Source organism: Rhizobium sp. YS-1r, assembly GCF_000757525.1.
GTDB lineage: Bacteria > Pseudomonadota > Alphaproteobacteria > Rhizobiales > Rhizobiaceae > Neorhizobium > Neorhizobium petrolearium.
Map to the genome: position 1 here is coordinate 31,858 of NZ_JPYQ01000013.1, position 20,082 is coordinate 51,939.

General features: G+C 61.8%; 23 protein-coding genes. 6 read left to right on the top strand and 17 right to left on the bottom strand.

From position 1 onward, the window contains the following. The first annotated feature begins 24 nt into the window (after positions 1-24). Both JL39_RS12145 and JL39_RS12150 read left to right on the top strand, forming a co-directional pair. The gene (locus tag JL39_RS12145; RefSeq protein WP_037150448.1) at positions 25-792 is read left to right on the top strand and encodes an SOS response-associated peptidase; all 768 of its coding nucleotides are present in this window, start codon (positions 25-27) and stop codon (positions 790-792) included. A gap of 36 nt (positions 793-828) precedes the next feature. Continuing rightward, positions 829-1,446 carry a LysE/ArgO family amino acid transporter gene (locus JL39_RS12150; RefSeq protein WP_200883951.1) on the top strand — a complete coding sequence of 206 codons (618 nt, stop codon included), beginning with the start codon at positions 829-831 and terminating at the stop codon, positions 1,444-1,446. A gap of 15 nt (positions 1,447-1,461) precedes the next feature. On the opposite strand, the gene JL39_RS32140 is transcribed toward JL39_RS12150, so the two are convergent. The 9 genes from JL39_RS32140 to JL39_RS12185 form a co-directional block, all read right to left on the bottom strand. Further along, on the bottom strand, positions 1,462-1,599 hold the full coding sequence (locus JL39_RS32140) for a hypothetical protein (protein WP_200883950.1): 138 nt from the start codon (positions 1,597-1,599) through the stop codon (positions 1,462-1,464). Between the two features lie 164 nt (positions 1,600-1,763). After that, a complete protein-coding gene (locus JL39_RS12155; protein WP_037150452.1) occupies positions 1,764-2,591 on the bottom strand; it encodes a phosphatidylcholine/phosphatidylserine synthase in 828 nt (275 codons plus the stop codon). A gap of 20 nt (positions 2,592-2,611) precedes the next feature. Next, complete coding sequence (locus JL39_RS12160; protein WP_037150884.1) at positions 2,612-3,310, bottom strand: phosphatidylserine decarboxylase; 699 nt, start codon at positions 3,308-3,310, stop codon at positions 2,612-2,614. Positions 3,311-3,441: 131 nt separating this feature from the next. Then, on the bottom strand, positions 3,442-4,206 hold the full coding sequence (locus JL39_RS12165) for an amino acid ABC transporter ATP-binding protein (RefSeq protein WP_037150454.1): 765 nt from the start codon (positions 4,204-4,206) through the stop codon (positions 3,442-3,444). Beyond that, entirely contained in the window at positions 4,203-4,883 is a 681-nt protein-coding gene (locus JL39_RS12170; RefSeq protein ID WP_037150886.1) for an amino acid ABC transporter permease, read from the bottom strand. The genes JL39_RS12165 and JL39_RS12170 overlap by 4 nt, the downstream gene beginning before the upstream one ends. A gap of 95 nt (positions 4,884-4,978) precedes the next feature. Beyond that, a complete protein-coding gene (locus tag JL39_RS12175) occupies positions 4,979-5,752 on the bottom strand; it encodes an amino acid ABC transporter substrate-binding protein (protein WP_037150892.1) in 774 nt (257 codons plus the stop codon). A gap of 205 nt (positions 5,753-5,957) precedes the next feature. After that, a complete protein-coding gene (locus JL39_RS32800; RefSeq protein WP_265105666.1) occupies positions 5,958-6,083 on the bottom strand; it encodes a hypothetical protein in 126 nt (41 codons plus the stop codon). Positions 6,084-6,101: 18 nt separating this feature from the next. Then, positions 6,102-7,991: an ABC transporter ATP-binding protein/permease gene (locus JL39_RS12180; protein ID WP_037150455.1), complete on the bottom strand. Its 1,890-nt coding sequence runs from the start codon at positions 7,989-7,991 to the stop codon at positions 6,102-6,104. Between the two features lie 763 nt (positions 7,992-8,754). Further along, positions 8,755-10,554 (bottom strand): Ig-like domain-containing protein, encoded by a 1,800-nt coding sequence (locus JL39_RS12185; RefSeq protein ID WP_052182834.1) that lies wholly within the window; start codon positions 10,552-10,554, stop codon positions 8,755-8,757. A gap of 204 nt (positions 10,555-10,758) precedes the next feature. Here JL39_RS12185 and JL39_RS12190 point away from each other — a divergent pair, with 204 nt between their 5' ends. Beyond that, on the top strand, positions 10,759-11,364 hold the full coding sequence (locus tag JL39_RS12190; protein WP_037150457.1) for a TIGR00730 family Rossman fold protein: 606 nt from the start codon (positions 10,759-10,761) through the stop codon (positions 11,362-11,364). A gap of 6 nt (positions 11,365-11,370) precedes the next feature. Here JL39_RS12190 and JL39_RS12195 read toward each other — a convergent pair whose 3' ends face one another. Continuing rightward, entirely contained in the window at positions 11,371-11,700 is a 330-nt protein-coding gene (locus JL39_RS12195) for a DHCW motif cupin fold protein (protein ID WP_037150460.1), read from the bottom strand. A 17-nt stretch (positions 11,701-11,717) separates the two neighbouring features. Next, positions 11,718-12,635, bottom strand: a complete 918-nt coding sequence (rarD, locus tag JL39_RS12200) for an EamA family transporter RarD (protein WP_037150898.1) — start codon at positions 12,633-12,635, stop codon at positions 11,718-11,720. Between the two features lie 150 nt (positions 12,636-12,785). Here rarD and JL39_RS12205 point away from each other — a divergent pair, with 150 nt between their 5' ends. The 3 genes from JL39_RS12205 (at position 12,786) to JL39_RS12215 (ending at position 14,984) form a co-directional block, all read left to right on the top strand. Then, positions 12,786-13,658: a methyltransferase domain-containing protein gene (locus JL39_RS12205; RefSeq protein WP_037150463.1), complete on the top strand. Its 873-nt coding sequence runs from the start codon at positions 12,786-12,788 to the stop codon at positions 13,656-13,658. 99 nt (positions 13,659-13,757) lie between these two features. Further along, on the top strand, positions 13,758-13,994 hold the full coding sequence (locus tag JL39_RS12210) for a hypothetical protein (RefSeq protein WP_037150465.1): 237 nt from the start codon (positions 13,758-13,760) through the stop codon (positions 13,992-13,994). A 285-nt stretch (positions 13,995-14,279) separates the two neighbouring features. Continuing rightward, entirely contained in the window at positions 14,280-14,984 is a 705-nt protein-coding gene (locus tag JL39_RS12215; protein ID WP_037150468.1) for a class I SAM-dependent methyltransferase, read from the top strand. 25 nt (positions 14,985-15,009) lie between these two features. Here JL39_RS12215 and cimA read toward each other — a convergent pair whose 3' ends face one another. The 6 genes from cimA to JL39_RS12255 all read right to left on the bottom strand — a co-directional run bounded on the left by cimA (position 15,010) and on the right by JL39_RS12255 (position 20,056). Continuing rightward, on the bottom strand, positions 15,010-16,626 hold the full coding sequence (cimA, locus tag JL39_RS12220) for a citramalate synthase (RefSeq protein ID WP_037150469.1): 1,617 nt from the start codon (positions 16,624-16,626) through the stop codon (positions 15,010-15,012). 208 nt (positions 16,627-16,834) lie between these two features. Beyond that, complete coding sequence (gene pip / locus JL39_RS12230; protein ID WP_037150900.1) at positions 16,835-17,803, bottom strand: prolyl aminopeptidase; 969 nt, start codon at positions 17,801-17,803, stop codon at positions 16,835-16,837. A gap of 172 nt (positions 17,804-17,975) precedes the next feature. Then, on the bottom strand, positions 17,976-18,452 hold the full coding sequence (locus tag JL39_RS12235; RefSeq protein ID WP_037150473.1) for a GFA family protein: 477 nt from the start codon (positions 18,450-18,452) through the stop codon (positions 17,976-17,978). After that, positions 18,445-18,945, bottom strand: coding sequence for a GFA family protein (locus tag JL39_RS12240; RefSeq protein ID WP_037150475.1), 501 nt, complete (start codon positions 18,943-18,945; stop codon positions 18,445-18,447). The genes JL39_RS12235 and JL39_RS12240 overlap by 8 nt, the downstream gene beginning before the upstream one ends. Continuing rightward, complete coding sequence (locus JL39_RS12245; RefSeq protein ID WP_037150478.1) at positions 18,942-19,433, bottom strand: GFA family protein; 492 nt, start codon at positions 19,431-19,433, stop codon at positions 18,942-18,944. Before JL39_RS12245 ends, JL39_RS12240 begins: the two co-directional genes overlap by 4 nt. Before the next feature lie 260 nt (positions 19,434-19,693). Beyond that, positions 19,694-20,056 (bottom strand): DUF559 domain-containing protein, encoded by a 363-nt coding sequence (locus tag JL39_RS12255; RefSeq protein WP_037150480.1) that lies wholly within the window; start codon positions 20,054-20,056, stop codon positions 19,694-19,696. Between the last annotated feature and the right edge of the window lie 26 nt (positions 20,057-20,082).

A 20,082-nucleotide genomic window follows, 5' to 3' on the forward strand; every position in this document is an offset into this window, starting at 1 on the left:
AAGCCCGATGCCATCTAGGTTCTCATGTGCGGACGCTACGCCCTGACGGCCACTCCCAAAGAGATTTCGGAATTCTTCGATCTGGCGGATCTCGACGATTTCCCGGCCCGCTACAACATTGCGCCGACGCAACCGATCCTCGTCGTGATGTCGTCGGAACGGCGTGAGCCCGGCAGCAACCTGCCGGAGCGCCGCGCATTCCTCGCCCGCTGGGGCTTCATTCCCGGCTGGGTTAAGGCCCCGAAGGAGTTCCCGCTGCTGATCAACGCGCGCTCCGAAACGGCGATCGGCAAGGCCTCCTTCCGCGCCGCCATGCGCCACCGCCGCATCCTGATCCCCGCGACCGGCTTTTACGAATGGCGCCGCCCGCCGAAGGAGACGGGCGTCAAGCCGCAGGCCTATTGGGTGCGCCCGAAAAAGGGAGGCGTCATCGCCTTTGCCGGGCTGATGGAGACCTGGTCGTCGGCCGACGGTTCGGAAGTCGATACCGCGGCGATCATGACGACCGGGGCAAATGCCACGATCCGTCATATCCACGAGCGCATGCCGGTCGTCATCGCGCCGGAGGATTTCGAGCGCTGGCTCGATTGCAAGACGCGCGAACCACGCGAGGTGGCCGACCTGATGCGGCCGGTTCAGGAGGATTTCTTCGAGGCGTTGCCGGTTTCCGACCTCGTCAACAAGGTTTCCAACATGGGGCCGGACCTGCAGAAGCCGGTGGCGGTCAGCCCGCCGGAAGAGGAGCCGCCGAAGAAGGCGAAACCGGACTCCTCGCAGATGTCGCTCTTCTGATCCTTCGGCTTTCTTCAAACGGATGCTTCCATGAACCTGTTTTCCGCCGGTTTTTCCGGTCTTGCGCTCGGTGGGTCGCTCATTGTCGCGATCGGCGCCCAGAACGCCTTTATCCTGCGGCAAGGCCTGATCCGCAGCCATGTCTTCATTCTTTGCCTGATCTGCGCGCTTTCGGATGCATTGTTGATCGCCGCAGGCGTCGGCGGCCTCGGCACGATTGTCTCGCAATCGCCAGTGCTGATCCAGGTGGTGACGCTTTGCGGCGCCGTCTTCCTCGGCACCTATTCCGTCATGGCCTTCCGCCGCGCGGCAAAGCCCGGCGCCATGGTGGCCGGCGCGCCGGAACCGATGGGGCTGAAGGCGGCGGTCCTGACCTGCCTCGCCTTCACCTTTCTCAATCCGCATGTCTATCTGGATACGGTCGTGCTGCTCGGCAGCTTGTCGGCGGCCTTCGAGGGGACGGAACGCGTGGCCTACGGCGCCGGTGCGGCGATCGCCTCGTTCCTGTGGTTCTTCGGGCTCGGTTACGGCGCGCGATTTCTGGCGCCACTCTTTGCCAGACCCGCCGCCTGGCGGTTCCTGGATGTCGTCATCGGCGTTGTGATGGGCCTGCTCGCGCTCGGGCTGCTTTTGAGCTTCGTCGGCGGCAAATAGGAATGAAGGCGGGCTTTAGCCGGTCGGGTTGAGCTTCGGCTTGCGCTTCAGCATCAGCGCAGCGGCAACGACGGCCTTGAGCGCCAGGGGGCGGTGAGGCGGGGTGATGTCCTGCTTGGTCTCGGTTTTCTTGGCTGGCTTTTCGGTGCTCATGGCTGTCTCTTCATACGCGCGATTCGGTTGCGTCTATCGCGGCTTTTCCCATGAAACCGGGCGGAATCGTGACCAACAAGCCGGCGTCGTCGCCAGCCCTTCACGGAACTGTCGTCTTGCCGGACACTGTTGCGCGGAAGTTGCAGCCTGTCAGGTGCGAGTCTTCAGACGCTCGTGCCGTCATCCTCGATTGTAATCGTGCCGTAGCGACGCTGCCAGGCGCGCGCGCTGAAGGGCAGCACGCAGAGATAGGCGATGACGGTAACGGACAGCACCTGCCAGGTGTAACTCATCAGCAGCGCCACATAGAGCACGACGCCGAGTAGGATCGGCAGCATGAGATCGCGTCGGATGCGGCTCGACTTGCCGGACCAGACCGGCAGGCGGGAGACGAGCAGGTAGCCGATCAGCACCGTATAGGCGACGCTTCCATAGACGAAGAGGGGGGTAGGCTCGACGCCGAGGAAGCCCAGATAGACCGGCAGCAGCACCAGCATGGCCCCCATCGGGGCCGGCACGCCGACAAAAAATTCCGATTGCCACGGCGCCTTCACTTCCCGTTCCGCCATGACGTTGAAGCGGGCGAGACGAAGCCCGGCGGCGATCGCGTAGAGGAGTGCGGCGATCCACCCGAACGAACGGGCGTTGTCGAGCAGGAAGGCATAGGAAACCAGCGCCGGCGCCACGCCGAAATTGATGATGTCGGCAAGTGAATCCATCTGCACGCCGAATTTCGACGTTGCCTTGAGCAGCCGGGCGATGCGCCCGTCGATACCGTCCAGGAAGGCGGCTGCGAGCACCATGACGACGGCGAGTTCGTAACGTCCTTCAAAGGCGAGCCGGATGCCCGTCAGTCCTGCGCAGATGGCGAGCGCGGTGATGAGGTTCGGCACCATCAGCCGGATCGGGATTTCGCGCAGGCGCGGACCGCGGGCCTCGTCGTTCGGACGGTTCGGTTCGTTCTGCTGCGGGGGCGAAGCGGGCGTCTCCATGCGGTTTTCTCGTCCCTCTTTCATGTGCGGCGGCTGATGGTCGGGCCCTTGGACGAGCCGAATTCCGCAAGCACGGTCTCGCCGCCGATGGCGATCTGGCCGATGGAAACGCGCGGCTCAGCGCCGGATGGCACGAAGACATCGAGCCTGGAGCCGAAGCGGATCAGCCCGAAGCGCTCCCCGGCATTCACCGGCTCGCCGGACTTCACCCAGCAAACGATGCGCCGCGCCACGAGGCCGGCGATCTGCACGACACCGATCTTGCCGTGGCGGGTTTCGATGACAAGCCCGTTGCGCTCGTTGTCCTCGCTCGCCTTGTCGAGTTCGGCGTTGATGAACTGGCCGGGGCGGTATTCGATGCGGGAGACCTGGCCGCGTACGGGCGAGCGGTTGATGTGGCAGTCGAAGACGTTCATGAACACGGAGATGCGCAGCATCGGCTCGGAGCCGAGTTCGAGTTCAGCCGGTGGCACGACCATGGCGACATGCGAAATCTTCCCGTCGGCGGGGCTCAGGACGAGATCGTCGTCCTGGGGCACGGCGCGCTCCGGATCGCGGAAGAAATAGGCGCACCAGAGCGTCAGGATAAGCCCGATCCAGAACAGCGGTTCAGCGATATAGCCGAGAATCAGCGAGGCGATGAAAAAGGCCGCCACGAAGATATAGCCTTCCTTATGGATCGGCACGAGCGTGTTGCGGATGGTGTCGAAGAGATTGATCAACCTGGTTCTCCTGCTGGTCAGCCGGACCTGACTACAGAAAAACCGCTTTACCGGCAATGCGGTTCCGCTGCCGCAACTTCAGGCTTTGTTGATGACGCGCGGTGGCGTTGAGCCACCCATCTGTCCGATCAACCCGGCGAAAGCCCCTGCGCCGCATTGATCGATGAAACGAACCGTCGCGTGCGCTCGTGTTTCGGGGAGTTGAAGATCGCCTGGGCACTGCCCGATTCGACCACGCTGCCGTTTTCCAGGAAGACGACATGATTGGCGATCTGCGAGGCAAGGCGCAGGTCGTGCGTTGCCATGACCATGGTCGTTCCTTCCTTCGCAAGCCGTCCCAGCACATCGACGACCTCTGCGGAAAGTTCGGGATCGAGTGCTGATGTCGGTTCGTCGCAAAGGAGAACGCGCGGAGAAGGCGCAAGCGCCCGGGCGATCGCCACGCGTTGCTGCTGTCCGCCGGAGAGTGTGGAGGGCCAGGCATCCGCCTTGTGCGCCATGCCCACCTTGGTGAGCAGTTCCATGGCGCGGGCCTGTGCCTTCTCGCGCGGCCACTTCAGGACGGTGATCAACCCCTCCATGACGTTCTCGATTGCTGTCTGGTGTGGAAAGAGCTGGAAATTCTGAAACACCATGCCGGTCTGGCGGCGGATTTTCTGGATCGCCTGCCAGCTGACCTTCCTGCCGGGGGCGAAATTGAGCTTTTCGTCGCCGATGCGAACGGAACCGGCGGTCGGGATTTCCAGAAGGTTGATACAGCGCAGAAGCGTGCTTTTGCCGCCGCCGGACGGGCCGACGAGGGCGGTGACGCTGCCTTCGGGAATGCGGATGCTGATGTCCTTCAGGACGGCGGTATCGCCGAAGCTTTTTTCGATATGAGAAAGCTCGATCATCTATTTGCCTCCAGCATGCCGCCATAGCGGGCGAAGCGCTTTTCCAGCCTGTCCTGCAGCGATGAGAGGACCGAGCTCAGCACGAGATAGATGAGGGCGGCTTCGATATAGAGGATAAGCGGTTCGTAAGTGGTGGCGACGATGCGCTGGGCCGCCTGGAAAAGCTCCGGCACGGTAATCGCGGCCGCAAGCGAGGTATCCTTGACGAGGGAAATGAACGTGTTGGAGAGCGGCGGCACCGCGACCCGCGCGGCCTGCGGCAGGACCGTCCGGCTCATCGCTTGCCGCCATGTCATGCCGATCGAATAGGCTGCTTCCCATTGCCCCTTGGGGACGGAGGAGATGACCGCCCGGATGATCTCGGAACTGTAGGCGCCGATATTGAGCGTGAAGCCGATCAGCGCCGCCGGGAAGGCATCGAGCAGGATGCCGATGCTCGGAAGGCCGTAGAAGATCACGAAAAGTTGCACCAATAGCGGTGTGCCGCGGATCACCCAGACATAAAATCGCGCGATCAGCGCAAGGGGATTGGGCCCGAACAGGCGGGTGACCGCCGTCACGAGGCCGAGGATCAGGCCGAAGGTGAAGGAAAGCAAGGTCAGCGGAACGGTGAACTTGATGCCCGCCCATAAAAGCATCGGAAGTGAATCCGACATCAGTTGAAGCCAGTGCGGCAAGGTGTGCCCCTCAAAAACAGCGCGTCCGGCGCAGCCGCCGGACGCTTTGAATGTCTTCAATTAGTGCAGTTTGCGGAAACCGGAAACCGCTCCCTTTATTTGGACACATCCTGCCCGAAATACTTCTCGGAAATCTTCTGATAGGTGCCGTCGGCCTTGATGTCGGTGAGGGCCTTGTTGATGGCTTCCAGCAGTTCCGGTTCACTCTTGCGGATGATGATGCCGGAATAGTCGGCGTTTTCCTGCTCGGCAGCGATCTTCACCGGAGCATCGGGCTTCTGCTTCTTGAAATCGAGGAAGGAAAGGCTGTCGTTGACCGTGGCGTCGGCGCGACGCGTCAACACAAGCTGGATCGACTGGTCGAAACCGTCCGTGCCGACGAGTTCGGCACCGGCCTGCTCGGCGAGCTTGCCGAAATTGCTGGTCAGCGACTGGGCCGACTTCTTGCCCTTGAGATCGGCAAAGCCCTTGATGTCGTCATTGTCCGCACGGACGATCAGCACCGCCTTGGAGGCGATGTAGGGGTCGGAGAAGTCGTACTTCTGCTTGCGCGCTTCGGTGATGCCCACCTGGTTGATGACCGTGTCGTAGCGCTTTGCATCGAGGCCTGCGATCAGGCCGTCCCACTTGCCCTCGATGAATTCCGGTTTGACGCCGAGCTTCGCGGCAACGGCTTCGCCGATCTCGACGTCGAAGCCGACGAGCTTGCCGCTTTGATCGTGATAGGTGAAGGGCGCATAGGTTCCCTCGGTGCCGATCTTGAGGACGCCGGCCGACTTGATGGCGGCAAGGTTTTCGCCGGCGAGGGAGGGAACGATCGCCGCCGCCTGAATGAGGGCTGCAGCGACAATGGTTTTCAACCGGATCATTTTCGTCATCCTTTCAGCAATGCTTTGCTGGCATTTGGTTTCCGACCCTAGATGCCAGAAATTAGGACGCTTTGATTGGAAGAAAACTGCGAAGAAAAACGGCGAATGCAAATATTTTGCTCATTTCCTCCGGCATGAGATCATGCCGCGGCTTCGATGCGATATCTCCTGCCTTCCTTCGTGATGTGGATCGCTTCGTTTCAGATTACGGCTTCACCAGTCCCAGCCACGTCGTGAGTGCCAGCAGCGGCGAGCCGTAGAATGCCAGCACGAGCAGATAGGCAAGCGCCACGCTGCCGAACACCGCCATTCTCTTCCAGGAATATCGCATTTGTTTTCCTCGTGATCGCTATTCCGCCGCCGGCTGGCCGCGCAGCACGATGCCGAGATCGTCGCTTTCGCGTACTTTCCGGAGCTGTTCTTCGGCCTGCACCGCCTCGCGCTGGCGGTTCCACATCGAGGCATAAAGCCCGTCCGCTTCGAGAAGTGCTGCATGCGTGCCGCGCTCGGCGATCTGGCCGTCGCGCAGCACGATGATCTCGTCCGCATGGATGACGGTCGACAGCCGGTGGGCGATGACGAGCGTCGTGCGGTTCTTCGAAACAGTGTCCAGCGCCGACTGGATCTCGTGCTCGGTCGTCGTGTCGAGCGCCGAGGTCGCCTCGTCGAGGATGAGGATCGGCGGAGCTTTGAGGATCGTGCGGGCGATCGCGACGCGCTGTTTCTCGCCGCCGGAGAGCTTCAGGCCCCGTTCGCCCACCTTGGTGGCGAAACCTTCCGGCAGGGTGTGGATGAAATGGCCGATCTGCGCCACTTCGGCTGCCGTTTGAACGTCCTCGTCCGTGGCTGAGGGCCGGCCATAACGGATGTTGTAGGCGATCGTGTCGTTGAAGAGCACCGTATCCTGCGGCACCATGCCGATCGCGGCGCGCAGCGACTGCTGCGTGATGTCCCGTACGTCCTGCCCGTCGATGGTGATCGCGCCGTCCTGGATATCGTAGAAGCGGTAGAGCAGGCGGGAGATCGTCGATTTGCCCGCTCCCGAGGGGCCGACGATCGCCACCGTCTTGCCCGCCGGCACGTCGAAGGAGACACCCTTCAGGATCGGCCGTTCCGGATCATAGGAGAAATGGACGTCCTTGAAGGCGATGGCGCCCTTGCGGATATCCAGTGCCCTGGCATCCGGCTTGTCCACCACTTCCGGCTCCACTTCCAGAAGCTCGAACATCTGTTCGATATCGGTGAGCCCCTGGCGGATTTCGCGATAGACGAAGCCGATGAAATTGAGCGGCACGGCGAGCTGCATGAGCAGCGCATTGACGAAGACGAAATCGCCGATCGTCTGGTCGCCGCGCTGGACCGCAAGCGCCGACATGACCATCATCACCGTCTGTCCGATGCCGAAGATGACACCCTGGCCGAAGTTCAGCCAGCCGAGCGAGGTCCAGACGTCCGTCGCGGCCTTTTCGTAGCGCGCCATGGAGACGTCGAAGCGCCGCGCCTCCATCTCCTCGTTGCCGAAATATTTGACCGTCTCGAAATTCAAAAGCGAGTCGATCGCCTTGGTGTTTGCGTCGGTGTCGCTGTCGTTCATCGAACGCCGAATGGAAATCCGCCAGTCGCTCGCCTTGATCGTGAACCAGATATAGAGCCAGACGGTAACGGCGGTGACCGCCACGTACCAGAAGCCGTAGGCCGCCCAGAAGATGATCGCGGTCAGCAGGAATTCGAGCAGCGTCGGCACGGAATTGAGGATCGTGAAGCGGACGATCGTCTCGATACCCTTGGTGCCGCGCTCGATGATGCGTGACAGCCCGCCTGTCTTGCGCTCCAGATGGAAGCGCAAGGAAAGCTGATGCATGTGCACGAATGTCCTGTAGGCTAGCTGGCGCACCGCATATTGCCCGACCGAAGCAAACAGCGAATCGCGAAGCTGGTTCAGTCCGAGCTGCAGGATGCGGGTGAAGTTATAGGCGATGACGAGGACCACGGCGCCGAGCAGGAAGGCGGGCAGGAGGCCCTGCATGTCGAGCCTGCCGTTCAGCGCATCCGTCGCCCATTTGAAAAAATAGGGAACGGCGAGCAGCACCAGCTTGGCGATGAAGAGGAAGAGGGTCGCCCAGAGAACCCGTGCCTTCAGATCCGCGCGGCCCTCGGGCCACATATAGGGCCACAGGTTGACGAGGGTGCCGAGCGGATTGCTCGCATCCGCCGATACGGTCTTTTTCTGTCCTGCCATCGATATCTCCGCGCGGGGCGTGTCAAACGCCAACCGGCACATAAGGTCCGATGCGGAATGTTGCAATGACGGTTTGATGAAAGTTCCGGCTTGCGGGAGATGCGATGTCGTCGGCCGTGAAGTGGCAGGCCGTATGGACCGGGAGGAAATGCCAGCGGCTTCTTACGCCTTATAGCCACGGTGAAGCTGCCGGAAAATGGCCGTACTATGCCTTATGACATCGCGCTTTCGAAACTTCCTGCTGATGGTTGCGGTCTCACTGGCGATGTGGGCGGCGATGATCTACGGCGTGATCCTGCTTATGGGATGAAGCCGCAGACATCCGATGATGCCTTGCATCCGGACGGGAACTATTACCCTGACATGGACGATGTATTGGCTGCGGGAATCCCTTCGCCCGCGCCGGACGTCTCGTCCGCGCGGTTTTGCCTGGGAATGGGGCAGGCGGGGCATTTCAATGATATTGGGTGTCAGGTTTTCCGCCTGCCCCGGCCGGTGCAAGGCGGTTCGGGAGGTATAGTCAGGCCTCTCTTGCCGACTTCGTCGACCATCATTGGAAACCGAGCTTTTCGAACCCAGGAAGGCGACCGGTTCCAGAACCCGGTTTCCCATCCGATGACGCGACGATTGTCGCCTGGCTCCGGGATATGGGGACGGTGCGGGGGCGATGGCGGGATTAAGCCATTGGGAAATGGTCGAAGATTTTTTGAGACCCATGGAATTCATCTCCTCCCACCCGCAGGCAGGGAGGGGGAATGCGGGATCAGGACCGCTTGTGCAGCAAGCGCTGGCGATGAAGCTCTTCGGAATCCGGTCGGTATTCCTCCGGCACGCCGAAGATCTGGCCCGGCTGGATGATGTCGGGATTGCGGATCTGGTCCTCGTTGGCGAGATAGATCGTCGTGTAGCGCACGCCCTGGCCGTAAACGCGGCGGGAGATCTGCCACAGCGTATCGCCCCGGCGGATGATGACCGAGTTGCGAGTGCTTTGGGTCAGCGGCGCCTGCTGGATCGTTTTCCCGCCGTTCGCATCCGTCGCTGCAACGGGGACCGCGGCGGCCATTTCGACGCCTGCCAGCTGCTGGGCGATAACCGGGCCGACGGCCTTGGCGATCATTGCCGCGATTTCCTTGAGGCCGGTGCCGACGGCGGCGACGTCCTTCGGAAGCGCGTCGAGAGCAGCCAAGGCTGCCGCCGCATCTTTTGCCGTGGTCTCCGCGACGGCTCGGGAGGCGGCCGCAGCGTCGGCCGGCAGACGATATTCGCTGAGCGATCTTAGCGCGATCGAAGTGGCGGACCGAGCGGCGGTCATCTGTTCCATGGATGGGATGTTGCCGCCATTATAAAGGCCGCGCAGCAGGTTGAAGGCGCGCACTGTCTCGTTGCGCAGCTTGTCGAAGGCCGCGTCGTCGAGCGTGACCATGGCATTGCCGCCCTGTTGAGGAGCGGCAACGGCCGCGACCTGTTCGCCGGCCGGGCGGTTGAAGGGCACTTCGACCCGGACCAGAACCTCGCCGGCCGCGCCGAGCGCCTCGACGGAAATCCGATGATCGCCGACCGCAAGTTCCATATTGCCTTCGATGACGAAACTGCCGTCCTGACCGGCCTTTGCGGCGCCGATCAGCTTGCCGTCGGCCTGGCCGCGCAGCGACGTGCCGGCCTTCGAAACGCCGGCGACGAAAATCTTGCTGCCCTCGATCTCGACGGCGGTGATATGCAGCTCGGACGAGACGAGAGCGCCAGCCGGTGCCGGAGAGTTCGGTGTGAGCGCCGCAACGTCCGGTGCCGAGGAGGCAAGGCCTGATGAGCCTGCCGGAGGAGCTGGCAGCGCAGTCGTCGCGTCCGCAACCGATGCGGCAGGCGCGGTCGCGGTTTCGGAGGCCGAAGCAGCGGGAACCGTAGGCGACGACTGCTCCGGAACGGAAGCTGCGGGCTTGTTCTGGGCCGGCATGGCGATCACGCGGCTGGCCTTGCCCGGCTTGGTCACCATGGCGAGCAGCTTGCCGCTCTTGTCGGTAGGGACGGAAACCGTCGCGGTCTCCTCGGATATCGTCGCCTTACCGTCCTTGCCGGTCGCTTTCAGCACGAGTTCGTGGTCGCCGGGCGGCAGTGGTTCGTCGAGGACGGCGGCGAAGTCGCCGCTCGGGCCGACATTCACCTTGGCGACGACCGATGTGCCGTTCGTTACCTCGATCGTGGAATGGGGTTCGGCGCGCCCTGCAATGACAGTCGAGCCGTCGGGCTCGACGCGCAGCACGTCGAAGGAGGGAGACGTCATGGCGTTAGCCTTGGTCGCATCAGACTGAGACGTGCCGGGCTGGGCGGCCGGGGCTCCGGCCTGCGGAGCGGCAGCCTGCAGTTCGGCAGGCTTTGAAGTATCCGGCGTCCTGGTGGCCTGCTGCGTTTCCGTCACCGCTTCCTTGACGGCATTGCCCGCGGCATTGATCGCATCCCCGACCGGCTTCGCGTCCTGGTTGATTCGCGGCAATACGAAGAACACCATCAGCAATGATGCTATGGCGAGTGCGGTGATGGCCAGCCAGCCGGCGCGGTTTCTCATCATCAAAGTCTCTCCCGACGGGTCCTGAATCCCTGCCAGTGGAGGGATTCGGATCAAATTACCGTCGCATAATCGGATTAATCCTTTCCTCCTGCCTTCACAAGCTTTTCACGTTATAAACCCTTGCTCTTCCGGGCATTTCCCGCCAATTTCGCGGATCGGGGCATGTTCTTGCCCGCATTTTGGGATGCCTGACGGAGAAAACTCTTGCCGATTCGATCCATCTGCGTTTACTGCGGTTCGCAGCCGGGACGCGATCCAGCCTATATAGAGGCGGGCCGTGCGCTCGGAAAATCCATTGCTGCCCACGGGCTTCGGCTTGTCTACGGTGGAGGCACCAAGGGCATCATGGGTGCGGTCGCATCCGGCGTTCTGTCGAACGGCGGTCAGGTCACCGGCATCATTCCCGAGTTTCTTGTCGATATGGAGGCGACGCGCCACTCGCTCGGCCAGCTCAACGAGTTGATTGTGACTGAGGACATGCATGCGCGCAAGCATAAGATGTTCGAGCGCGCTGACGCTTTCGTGACCCTGCCGGGCGGCATCGGCACGCTGGAGGAGATCGTCGAGATCATGACCTGGGCACAGCTCGGCCGGCATCAGAAACCGATGGTCTTCGCCAATATCGGCGGCTTCTGGGACCCGATGCTCGAACTCATCCGGCACATGCGCGAGCAGGGCTTTATCCACCACGCACATCTCGTCCAGCCCATGGTCATCCCGGAGGTGGACCAGATCGTCCCGGCGATCCTGGAGCGGGGCGAAGACCGTCCCCCGTCCGATGGCGAGGAGGATGTGATTTCAAAGCTCTGATGGCCCTCAGTCGACGATGAAGAGTTTCGCGCCGCCGGATGTCGAGGAGCGGTGCGGCTCTGCGTCATCAGCCACCTGATAGCTCATGCCCGGCTTCAGCACGAAGACACGGCCGTCCGCGAGTTCGGTCGCAAGCTCCCCTTCGAGGCAGAGCAGAATGTGTCCCTTGACGCACCAATGGTCGGCCAGGTACCCGGGCGAATATTCGACCATGCGCACCCGTACCTTCCCGAAATGGCGAGTCTGCCAGATCGCGAAGCCGCGCTCGCCCTCGTGACGGGCCTTCGGCACGCCGCTCCAGTCAGTAGTGCCGAAGGGAATCCCGTTCATTTTCATGAATATGCCTCAGTATCTTAAAGCGAGCGCCCGCGCACCTGCCTGAGCATCGACCATGTATAGATTGCCAGCGCCGCCCAGATCAGCACGAAGGCACCGAGCTTGACGAGGCTGAGTGGCTCGTGGAAGGCGAAGACTGCGATGAGGAAGATCATCGTCGGCGCGATATACTGCATGATCGCGATGGTAGAGAGCGTCAGGAGCTTGGCACCGTTGGCATAGACCATCAGAGGAACGGCGGTGACGACGCCGGCTATCGCCAGGATGAACGTGTCCCAGCCGGTCGAATGGAGGAGGTGGCCTTGTCCGGTGGCCTCGAGCCAGACCACATAGGGCAGGCAGGGAATGCTGATCAGCAGCACTTCCAGGAAAAAGCCCTGGTTCGGCCCGATCGGCAGTGTCTTGCGGAAAAGCGCATAGAAGCCCCAGGTTACGGTAAGTCCGATCGACACCCACGGCAGGCCGCCGGCATCGATCGTCAGAATCGTGACGGCCACCACGACCAGGCCGATCGCCACGAGCTGCGCGGGCGCCAGCTTCTCCTTGAGAATGACGGCTGCGAGAAAGACGCTGAAGAGCGGATTGATGAAATAACCGAGCGCGGCATCCAGCGCGCGGCCGGCGGCCACTGCCCAGACATAGATGCCCCAGTTGACCATGATGATCGTCGCGGTCAGGCAGGCCATGCCCAGCATGCGCGGTGTCTTCAGCGCGACCTTCAGGTCGGCCGTGCGGCGCAGCGCGACGAGGACGATCCCGGCGACCGGAACGGACCAGAGCGCGCGATGCGCCAGAACTTCGAGCGAGGGGATATGGGCGACCGCCTTGAGATAGAACGGTAGGAAACCCCAGAGGAAATAGGCCGTCAGCCCGAACGCGAAACCGCGCGGCGTATCCTCGTTCTTGATGATAGCAGGGGTGGTATCGGAGGCCATTGCGGGTGTTTCCATCATTTATTCTATTTTTCCCCGGTCTAAACGAATAGATTGAGCCGAACCAATTCATTTCCTTGAAGGAACCATGACCTGTCGCGATCCTGTAAGCTTCGGATGGAATGGTGGTTGCCTTTGAGAGCGGAGGGTTGAATGGCTTTCGAGGATGAGCCGGTGCACCGGCAGATCTATGCGAAACAGATACTGGCGAAAGCCGGAGTTGCCAGGAACGACAGACTTTTAGCGGCTTTTGCGAAGGTGCCGCGCGAGGAATTCATCGGGCCGCCGCCCTGGGTCTACAAGGACTTTCACAACTATCGGGAGATGGCATCCGCCGATCCCGTCGTTCTCTATCAGGATATGCTGATCGGGATTGATACGGCACGCGGCGTCAACAACGGCATGCCCTCGCTGCATGCTGCAGCGCTGCATGCGCTCGGCATTCGGGAAGGGGAGACGGTCGCCCATCTGGGGGCCGGAACAGGCTATTACAGTGCAATCATCGCGGAGCTGGTGGGACCGTCGGGCCGGGTAATCGCAGTCGAATATGACGAAGCGCTGGCGGAAAAGGCGCGGGAAAACCTTGGCCGCTATGCGAACGTCCAGCTCATTCAGGGTGATGGGACCGAATGGCCGGAGGAGGATGCGGATGTCGTTTATGCCAATTTCGCGCTCGACCATCCGCCGGAAGCCTGGATCGATAATCTCGCGATCTACGGCAGGGCGCTCTTTCCCCTTGGCGTCCCGGCGATCGAGAACGGCAGGCCTACCGGTTTCACCCGCTGGGCCGGATTCCTGATGATCGACCGCCGGCCGTCAGGCTTCGGTGCAAAATTCCTGCAGCCGGTCTCCTTCGTCTGGGTTGAAGGGCAGGTGCCTCCACCGGAAGGCCGCCATCAGCGACTGGCCGATGCCTTCCGCTCGCGCCGAGGCTTTCAGGTGCGCAGCTTTCGCTGGCAAACACCGCCGGGGCGGGAGGAATGGTACGGCGAGGAGGATTGGGGACTGTCGTTCGAGGAGGTGTGAGCCGGTGGACCTCGGCACATACAGAAAAACGATGCCTACTCCCAAATCGGGCGTCTTTGCGTTATAACAACCCAGGTAACGCCTAAGGAGATAGGCGCGATGCTGGCAATCGTTCTTGGATCGATCCTGATCGTGATCGGACTGTTGTATATGCTCCGCGAGGCCCTTGGCCGCCGTCGGCTAAGTGATCCACACCGCCCTGACCAGGCCGGATCAAAGCCCACGTTGGAACCCGGACGCCAAGGCGTCGCTTTCCTGGGCCTCGGCAAGAACTGGCCGGGTTTGGCCATGATGATTGCGGGCGCCGTCCTGCTGATTGCCGGATCATACGTTTAGCCGATTCGACGTTGCCGCCGAGATGGCGGAGATGCACGACCTGCTCGGATCCCATCGGAACTTTCTTTCGGGAAGTGGCGAGGATGTTTGCTCCGGCTATTTCTCGAAATCATGTCCGGAAGGATGAGCAAAGGCCGATCGGACAGGTTCACGAGCCGCATACCTCTATTGGACAGATGGGGAGACGGATGCTCCAGTGATAGCCTTCGATCAAGGCGGCTTTCCCACCCTCCACCGGAGACCTATGGCGGCACGGGACGGCGCTGCATTCGGAGTGGCGTTGACATGCAAGAAATCGGCCTCCAAACGCGCTTTTGGAACGACTGGAATGCTTCCGCACGTGAGCATGCCGTCCATGATGTTTCACTCCGGCAGGCGGAGGTGGTGACCGGCTGGCTGGACAGCCTGGAAATTCGCGATGCCGCGATTCTGGAGGCGGGCTGCGGATCGGGTTGGTTCTGCAATCAGCTGTCACGCTACGGAAGCGTCACCGCGACCGATCTGTCGGATGAGGTTCTGGCGCGCGCCAGCCGACGTATGCCGCATATCCGCTTTGTCCCCGGTGATTTCATGCACCTGGATTTCGGCGCGGAGAAATTCGACGTGGTCGTGACGCTCGAAGTTCTTTCCCATGTCGAGGAACAGGCGGCCTTTGTGAGAAAGCTCGCGGACCATCTAAGGCCGGGCGGTTATCTGATGATGGCAACACAGAACCGTTATGTCCTCGAGAACTTCAACAATGTCCCTCCACCGGCGACGGGCCAGATCCGCCGCTGGGTGGACAAAGGCGAACTCCGCAATCTTCTCGAAAACAACTTCGTGGTTACCGAGCTGTTCACAGTTTCACCGAAGGCGAACAAGGGGCTCATGCGCGTCGTGAATTCTTCAAGGCTGAACGAGCCAATTCGCTTCCTGTTCGGCAATCGTGTCGAACGGCTCAAGGAAAGGCTGGGGTTTGGCTGGACGATCATGGCGCTCGCCAGGAAGTGAAGCCGGGCAAGCGCCGGGGCTCTGATTACTCCGCAGCGATCTTGCCGGCGAGTTCCCGATTCTTCATCAGCTTGTAGATGACGGAATCCATCAGCGCCTGGAACGAGGCGTCGATGATGTTTTCCGAAACCCCGACCGTCCACCAGCGCACGCCGCTCGAATCGGTGGATTCGATCAGGACGCGGGTGATCGCCTCCGTCCCGCCGTTGAGGATACGCACCTTGAAATCGGCCAGCACGAGGTCGTCGATCTCGTGCTGGTATTTGCCGAAATCCTTGCGCAGTGCCCGGTCGAGCGCGTTGACCGGGCCGTCGCCTTCCGCCACCGACATATGCGTTTCGCCATCGACCGCGATCTTCACCACCGCCTCCGAGACGATCTTGATGCGGCCGTGGGAATCGAAGCGGCGCTCGACCATCACGCGGAACCCTTCCACGGTGAAGAATTCCGGGATGGTGCCGAGCGTGCGGCGGGCAAGCAGTTCGAAGCTCGCGTCGGCGCCCTCGTAGGCATAGCCGGAAGCTTCGCGCTCCTTCACGATCGAGATCAGCTGGTCGAGTTTGGGATCGTCCTTGGCGACCTCGATGCCGCGTCGTTTCAAGGCATTGATGAAGTTCGACTTGCCGCCCTGGTCCGAGACCATGACCTTGCGGAAATTGCCGACGCTCTCCGGTGTCACGTGTTCATAGGTGCGCGGGTCCTTGAGCAGGGCGGAAGCATGGATGCCGGCCTTGGTGGCGAAAGCGGATGCCCCGACGTACGGGCTCTGATGGTTCGGCGAACGGTTGAGCAACTCGTCGAAGGCATGGCTGAGAGCGGTGAGGCCGGTGAGCCGTTCCGCGTCGACCGCCGTTTCGAAGCGCGAGGAATAGGTTTCCTTCAGCGAAAGCGTCGCGATCAGGGTGACGAGATTGGCATTGCCACAGCGCTCGCCGATGCCTTTCAGCGTGCCCTGGATCTGCCGACAGCCCGCCTCGGCGGCCGCAAGCGAATTGGCGACCGCCTGGCCTGTATCGTCATGGGCATGGATACCGAGCGATGAGCCCGGGATGCCGGCGGCGATCACCGCTGAAACGATCTCGCGGATTTCATGCGGCTGCGTGCCGCCATTGGTGTCGCAGAGCACGACCCAGCGGGCGCCGGCCTCGTATGCGGTCTTCGCGCAGGCGAGCGCGTATTTTGGATTGGCCTTGTAGCCGTCGAAGAAATGCTCGCAATCGACCATCGCTTCCTTGGCCGCGCTGCGGGCGGCTTCGACGCTCTCGCGGATCGCTTCGAGATTCTCCTCGTTGGAACAGCCGAGCGCGACGCGCACGTGATAGTCCCAGCTCTTCGCCACGAAACAGATCGCATCGCTCTTCGCCTGAAGGAGAATGGCAAGCCCCGGATCGTTGGAAGCGGAAATGCCGGCGCGCTTCGTCATCCCGAAGGCGACGAATGTGGATTTCTGCGTGCGTTTTTCGGAAAAGAAGGCCGTGTCGGTCGGGTTGGCGCCCGGATAGCCACCTTCGATATAGTCGATGCCGAAGGCATCCAGCAGGTTGGAGATGGCGATCTTGTCCTCGACGGAAAAGTCGACGCCGGGCGTCTGCTGCCCGTCGCGGAGCGTGGTGTCGAAGAGATAGATGCGTTCGCGTGTCATGGGCGCTCCTCCCAGAACGATACTCCGTGGTTTTCCGCTTTACCCCCCTCTGGCCTGCCGGCCATCTCCCCCTCAAGGGGGGAGATTGGTAAGACGCTCTGGCTTCCCTCCATCGTCAGCGCTTGTCGGGAGCGCGACGTCGCCGCGAGTCGATCTCCCCCCTTGAGGGGGAGATGGCCGGCAGGCCAGAGGGGGGTGTTCTTCGTATTCATCGGATATTAGACCTTCCCGCAAACTTATCCGTCGCGCGGATGAGCTGATCGGTAATCCCCGGCTCCGATACCGCGTGTCCCGCGCCCTCCACGATATGGAAATCAGCATCCGTCCAGACTTTCGAGAGCTGCCAGGCATATTTCAGCGGGCAGGGCATGTCGTAACGGCCGTGCACGATGACGCCCGGAATGCCCCTGAGCTTCGTCGCATCGCGCAAAAGCTGCCCGTCCTCCAGCCAGCCGGCGTCCATGAAGAAATGGTTCTCGATGCGGGAGAAGGCGAGCGCGAAATGGTCGTCGTCGTGGCTGGTCGCCAGTTGCGGGTCCGGCAGAAGCGTGATGGTCGAGCCTTCCCAGACGCTCCAGGCCTTGGCGCAGCGGATCTGCTCCGCCTTGTCGTCGCCGGTCAGCCGGCGGTGATAGGCGGCCATCATTTCGTGGCGCTCTTCCGGCGGAATGGGCGCGATGAAGGCCTCCCACTTGTCCGGGAACATTTCCGAGACGCCGAACTGGTAGTACCAGTCGAGTTCTGGCCTGGTCAGCGTGTAGACGCCGCGGACCAGAAGTTCGCTCACGCGCTCCGGATGGGTTTCGGCATAGGCGAGCGCCAGCGTCGAACCCCAGGAGCCCCCGAAGACCTGCCATTTCTCCACCCCGACCATTTCCCGCAGCCGCTCGATATCGGCGACCAGATGCCAGGTCGTGTTGGCCTCCAGGCTGGCATGCGGCGTGGACCGGCCGCAGCCGCGCTGATCGAACAGCAAGACGTCATAGAGGTCCGGATTGAAGAGCCGCCGCTGGTTCGGGTTGCAGCCGCCGCCCGGCCCGCCATGCAGGAAGACCGCGGGCTTGGCGCCGCGCGTGCCGACGCGTTCCCAATAGATCACATGGCCGTCGCCGGCATCGAGATGGCCCGTCTCGTAGGGTTCGATCTCGGGATAGAGAGTGCGTAGCGCTTCAGTCATCGAAAAGTCCTTCATCAATCGCTTTTGCCTGCCGGCAGTCTGGTTGGCAATTCAGTCCCTCATCCGAGGAATGCATAGGCGAGCACCGCCGCGTTGATGAGCACGACGATCGCACCCTTGGCGATCAGCCCATAGAACAGCCATTTCGGCATCTTCAGGTTCGGGTTGCCGGTCACAGGTGCAGGCCTTTTTCCGGCCAGATTTCGGTATCGTGGTCGGGATGCTGGAAGGAGATGATCTGTTCCTGCTGCCGGTCGAAATCCGGATCTTCGAAGACCGGCTGGTCGAAGATCGTCTCAACCCAGGGCAGCCGGTAGGCATAGTTGACCTGAATCTGCGGCGCCAGATCGGAACGGTCGTCGAAGGCGCCGATGGCGAGTTCGATTCCGTTCGGATGGCGGTAGGTCAGCGGCGTTCCGCAATGAGGGCAGAAGCCCCGGTCGATATTGACCGAAGACTGGAAATAGCTCGGCTCGCCGCGCGTCCATTCCAGGCTCTCCGGCGGCACGGTGACCAGCGCGGAGAAGAAGGAGCCGAACTGTTTCTGGCACATGCGGCAATGGCAGATGGAAGGCCGCCCCAGCTTTCCGTGGATCCGGAAGCGCACCGCGCCGCACTGGCAGCCGCCTGTTCTCTCTTGCTCAGTCATGCTTCTTCTCCTTCTGCCGGTTCTCCGGCGGCCAGGTTTCGGTGTCGTGGTCCGGATGCTGGTACGAAACGACGTCGGCGAGGAAGGGGGCCGCCTCGATATCCTCCATCGTGTGTCGTCCGGGCAATTGATGCAGCCGGTCCACGAAGGGAAGCTTGGCCTCGATGCCATATTGCACGACGGGCGGCAGGGAGGCCGGATCGTCGAAGCTGCCGGCGGAAATCGCGATGCCGTCGTCCGCCTCGTAGGTCATCGGCGTGCCGCAATCCGCGCAGAAGCCGCGCCGCACATGGTTCGACGACTGGAAATATTTGAGTTCACCGCGCGTCCAGGCAAGCTCCGCCTCACCGACGGCAACCAGCGGCGCATAATAGGCGCCGAAAGCCTTCTGGCACATGCGGCAGTGGCAGATCGATGAATCCTTCGGCTCGCCTTCCAGCCGGAAGCGGATCGCGCCGCACTGGCAACCGCCGGTTCGGACAATATCGCTCATGACTTCTCCTCCCATCGCTCCGGCGGCCAGACCCCGGTATCGTGATCCGGGTGCTGCCGGCTGCTCGCCGCGACCCTCTTTTCTTCGCTCGGCGTCATATCCATGGCCGTCTCGTGCGTCAGGTGATCCAGTTCGCCGAAAAAGGACATCTTGTGCACGAGATTGGTCTGCAGCCGGGGCTTGACGCTTTCCGGATCGTCCAGCGAACCGAGCGTGATGCTGATATGGTCGCTGCCGCCATCATAGAAGAGCGGCGTGCCGCATTTTCCGCAGAAGCCGCGCTTCACGGTTTCGGAGGAGTGAAACCAGGCCGGCTCGCCGCGGGTGAAGGAGAAGTTCTCCCACTTCACGCCACCGAGCGGCATGAAATAATTGCCTGCCGCTTTCTGGCACATGCGGCAGTGGCACAGATGCGGAAAACCGATCTCTCCTTCCGCACGGAAGCGCACCGCGCCGCACTGACACCCGCCGGTGTGGATATGGGTCATGGACGAGTCTCCTCTTCTCGTTCGTCATGCCATACGCCACACCCCTCTGCCCTGCCGGGCATCTCCCCCACAAGGGGGGAGATCGGCAAGAGGCTCCGGCTTCCCAGAACAGCATCCGGGGAGAGAATAATCTCGGCAACCTCAGACTCAGATTGAGAGCGGGACGTCGCTACTATCTGATCTCCCCCCTTGTGGGGGAGATGCCCGGCAGGGCAGAGGGGGGTAAGTGCCACCGAGAAAGCCATGCCGTTCTTCATCACCTAACCCTCCCCAACGATTTTCACGATATGCAAACAGACGTTGTCGATGTCCTTCAGGACGTCGTCATTCCAAAAGCGCAGGACGGTCCAGCCATCTTGTTCGAGCCGTTTGGTTCGATTGTCGTCGTAGCGAAGGTCGGCATCGTTGCCGTGCTGTGAACCGTCCACTTCCACGATCAGTTGATGCGCCGGACACGCGAAGTCGACGATGTAACCGGCGATCGGCACCTGGCGGCGGAAGCTCAGTCCCATCAGCCGGTGGGCGCGTAGCGCGTTCCAGAGCTTCAGCTCGGCATCGGTCATCGTCTTGCGCATGCGCTTGGCGTTTGCGCGGCGCTGAGGCGGGACAGGTGCATGCGGCATGTCATGCTCCTCACGGATCGTTTCCG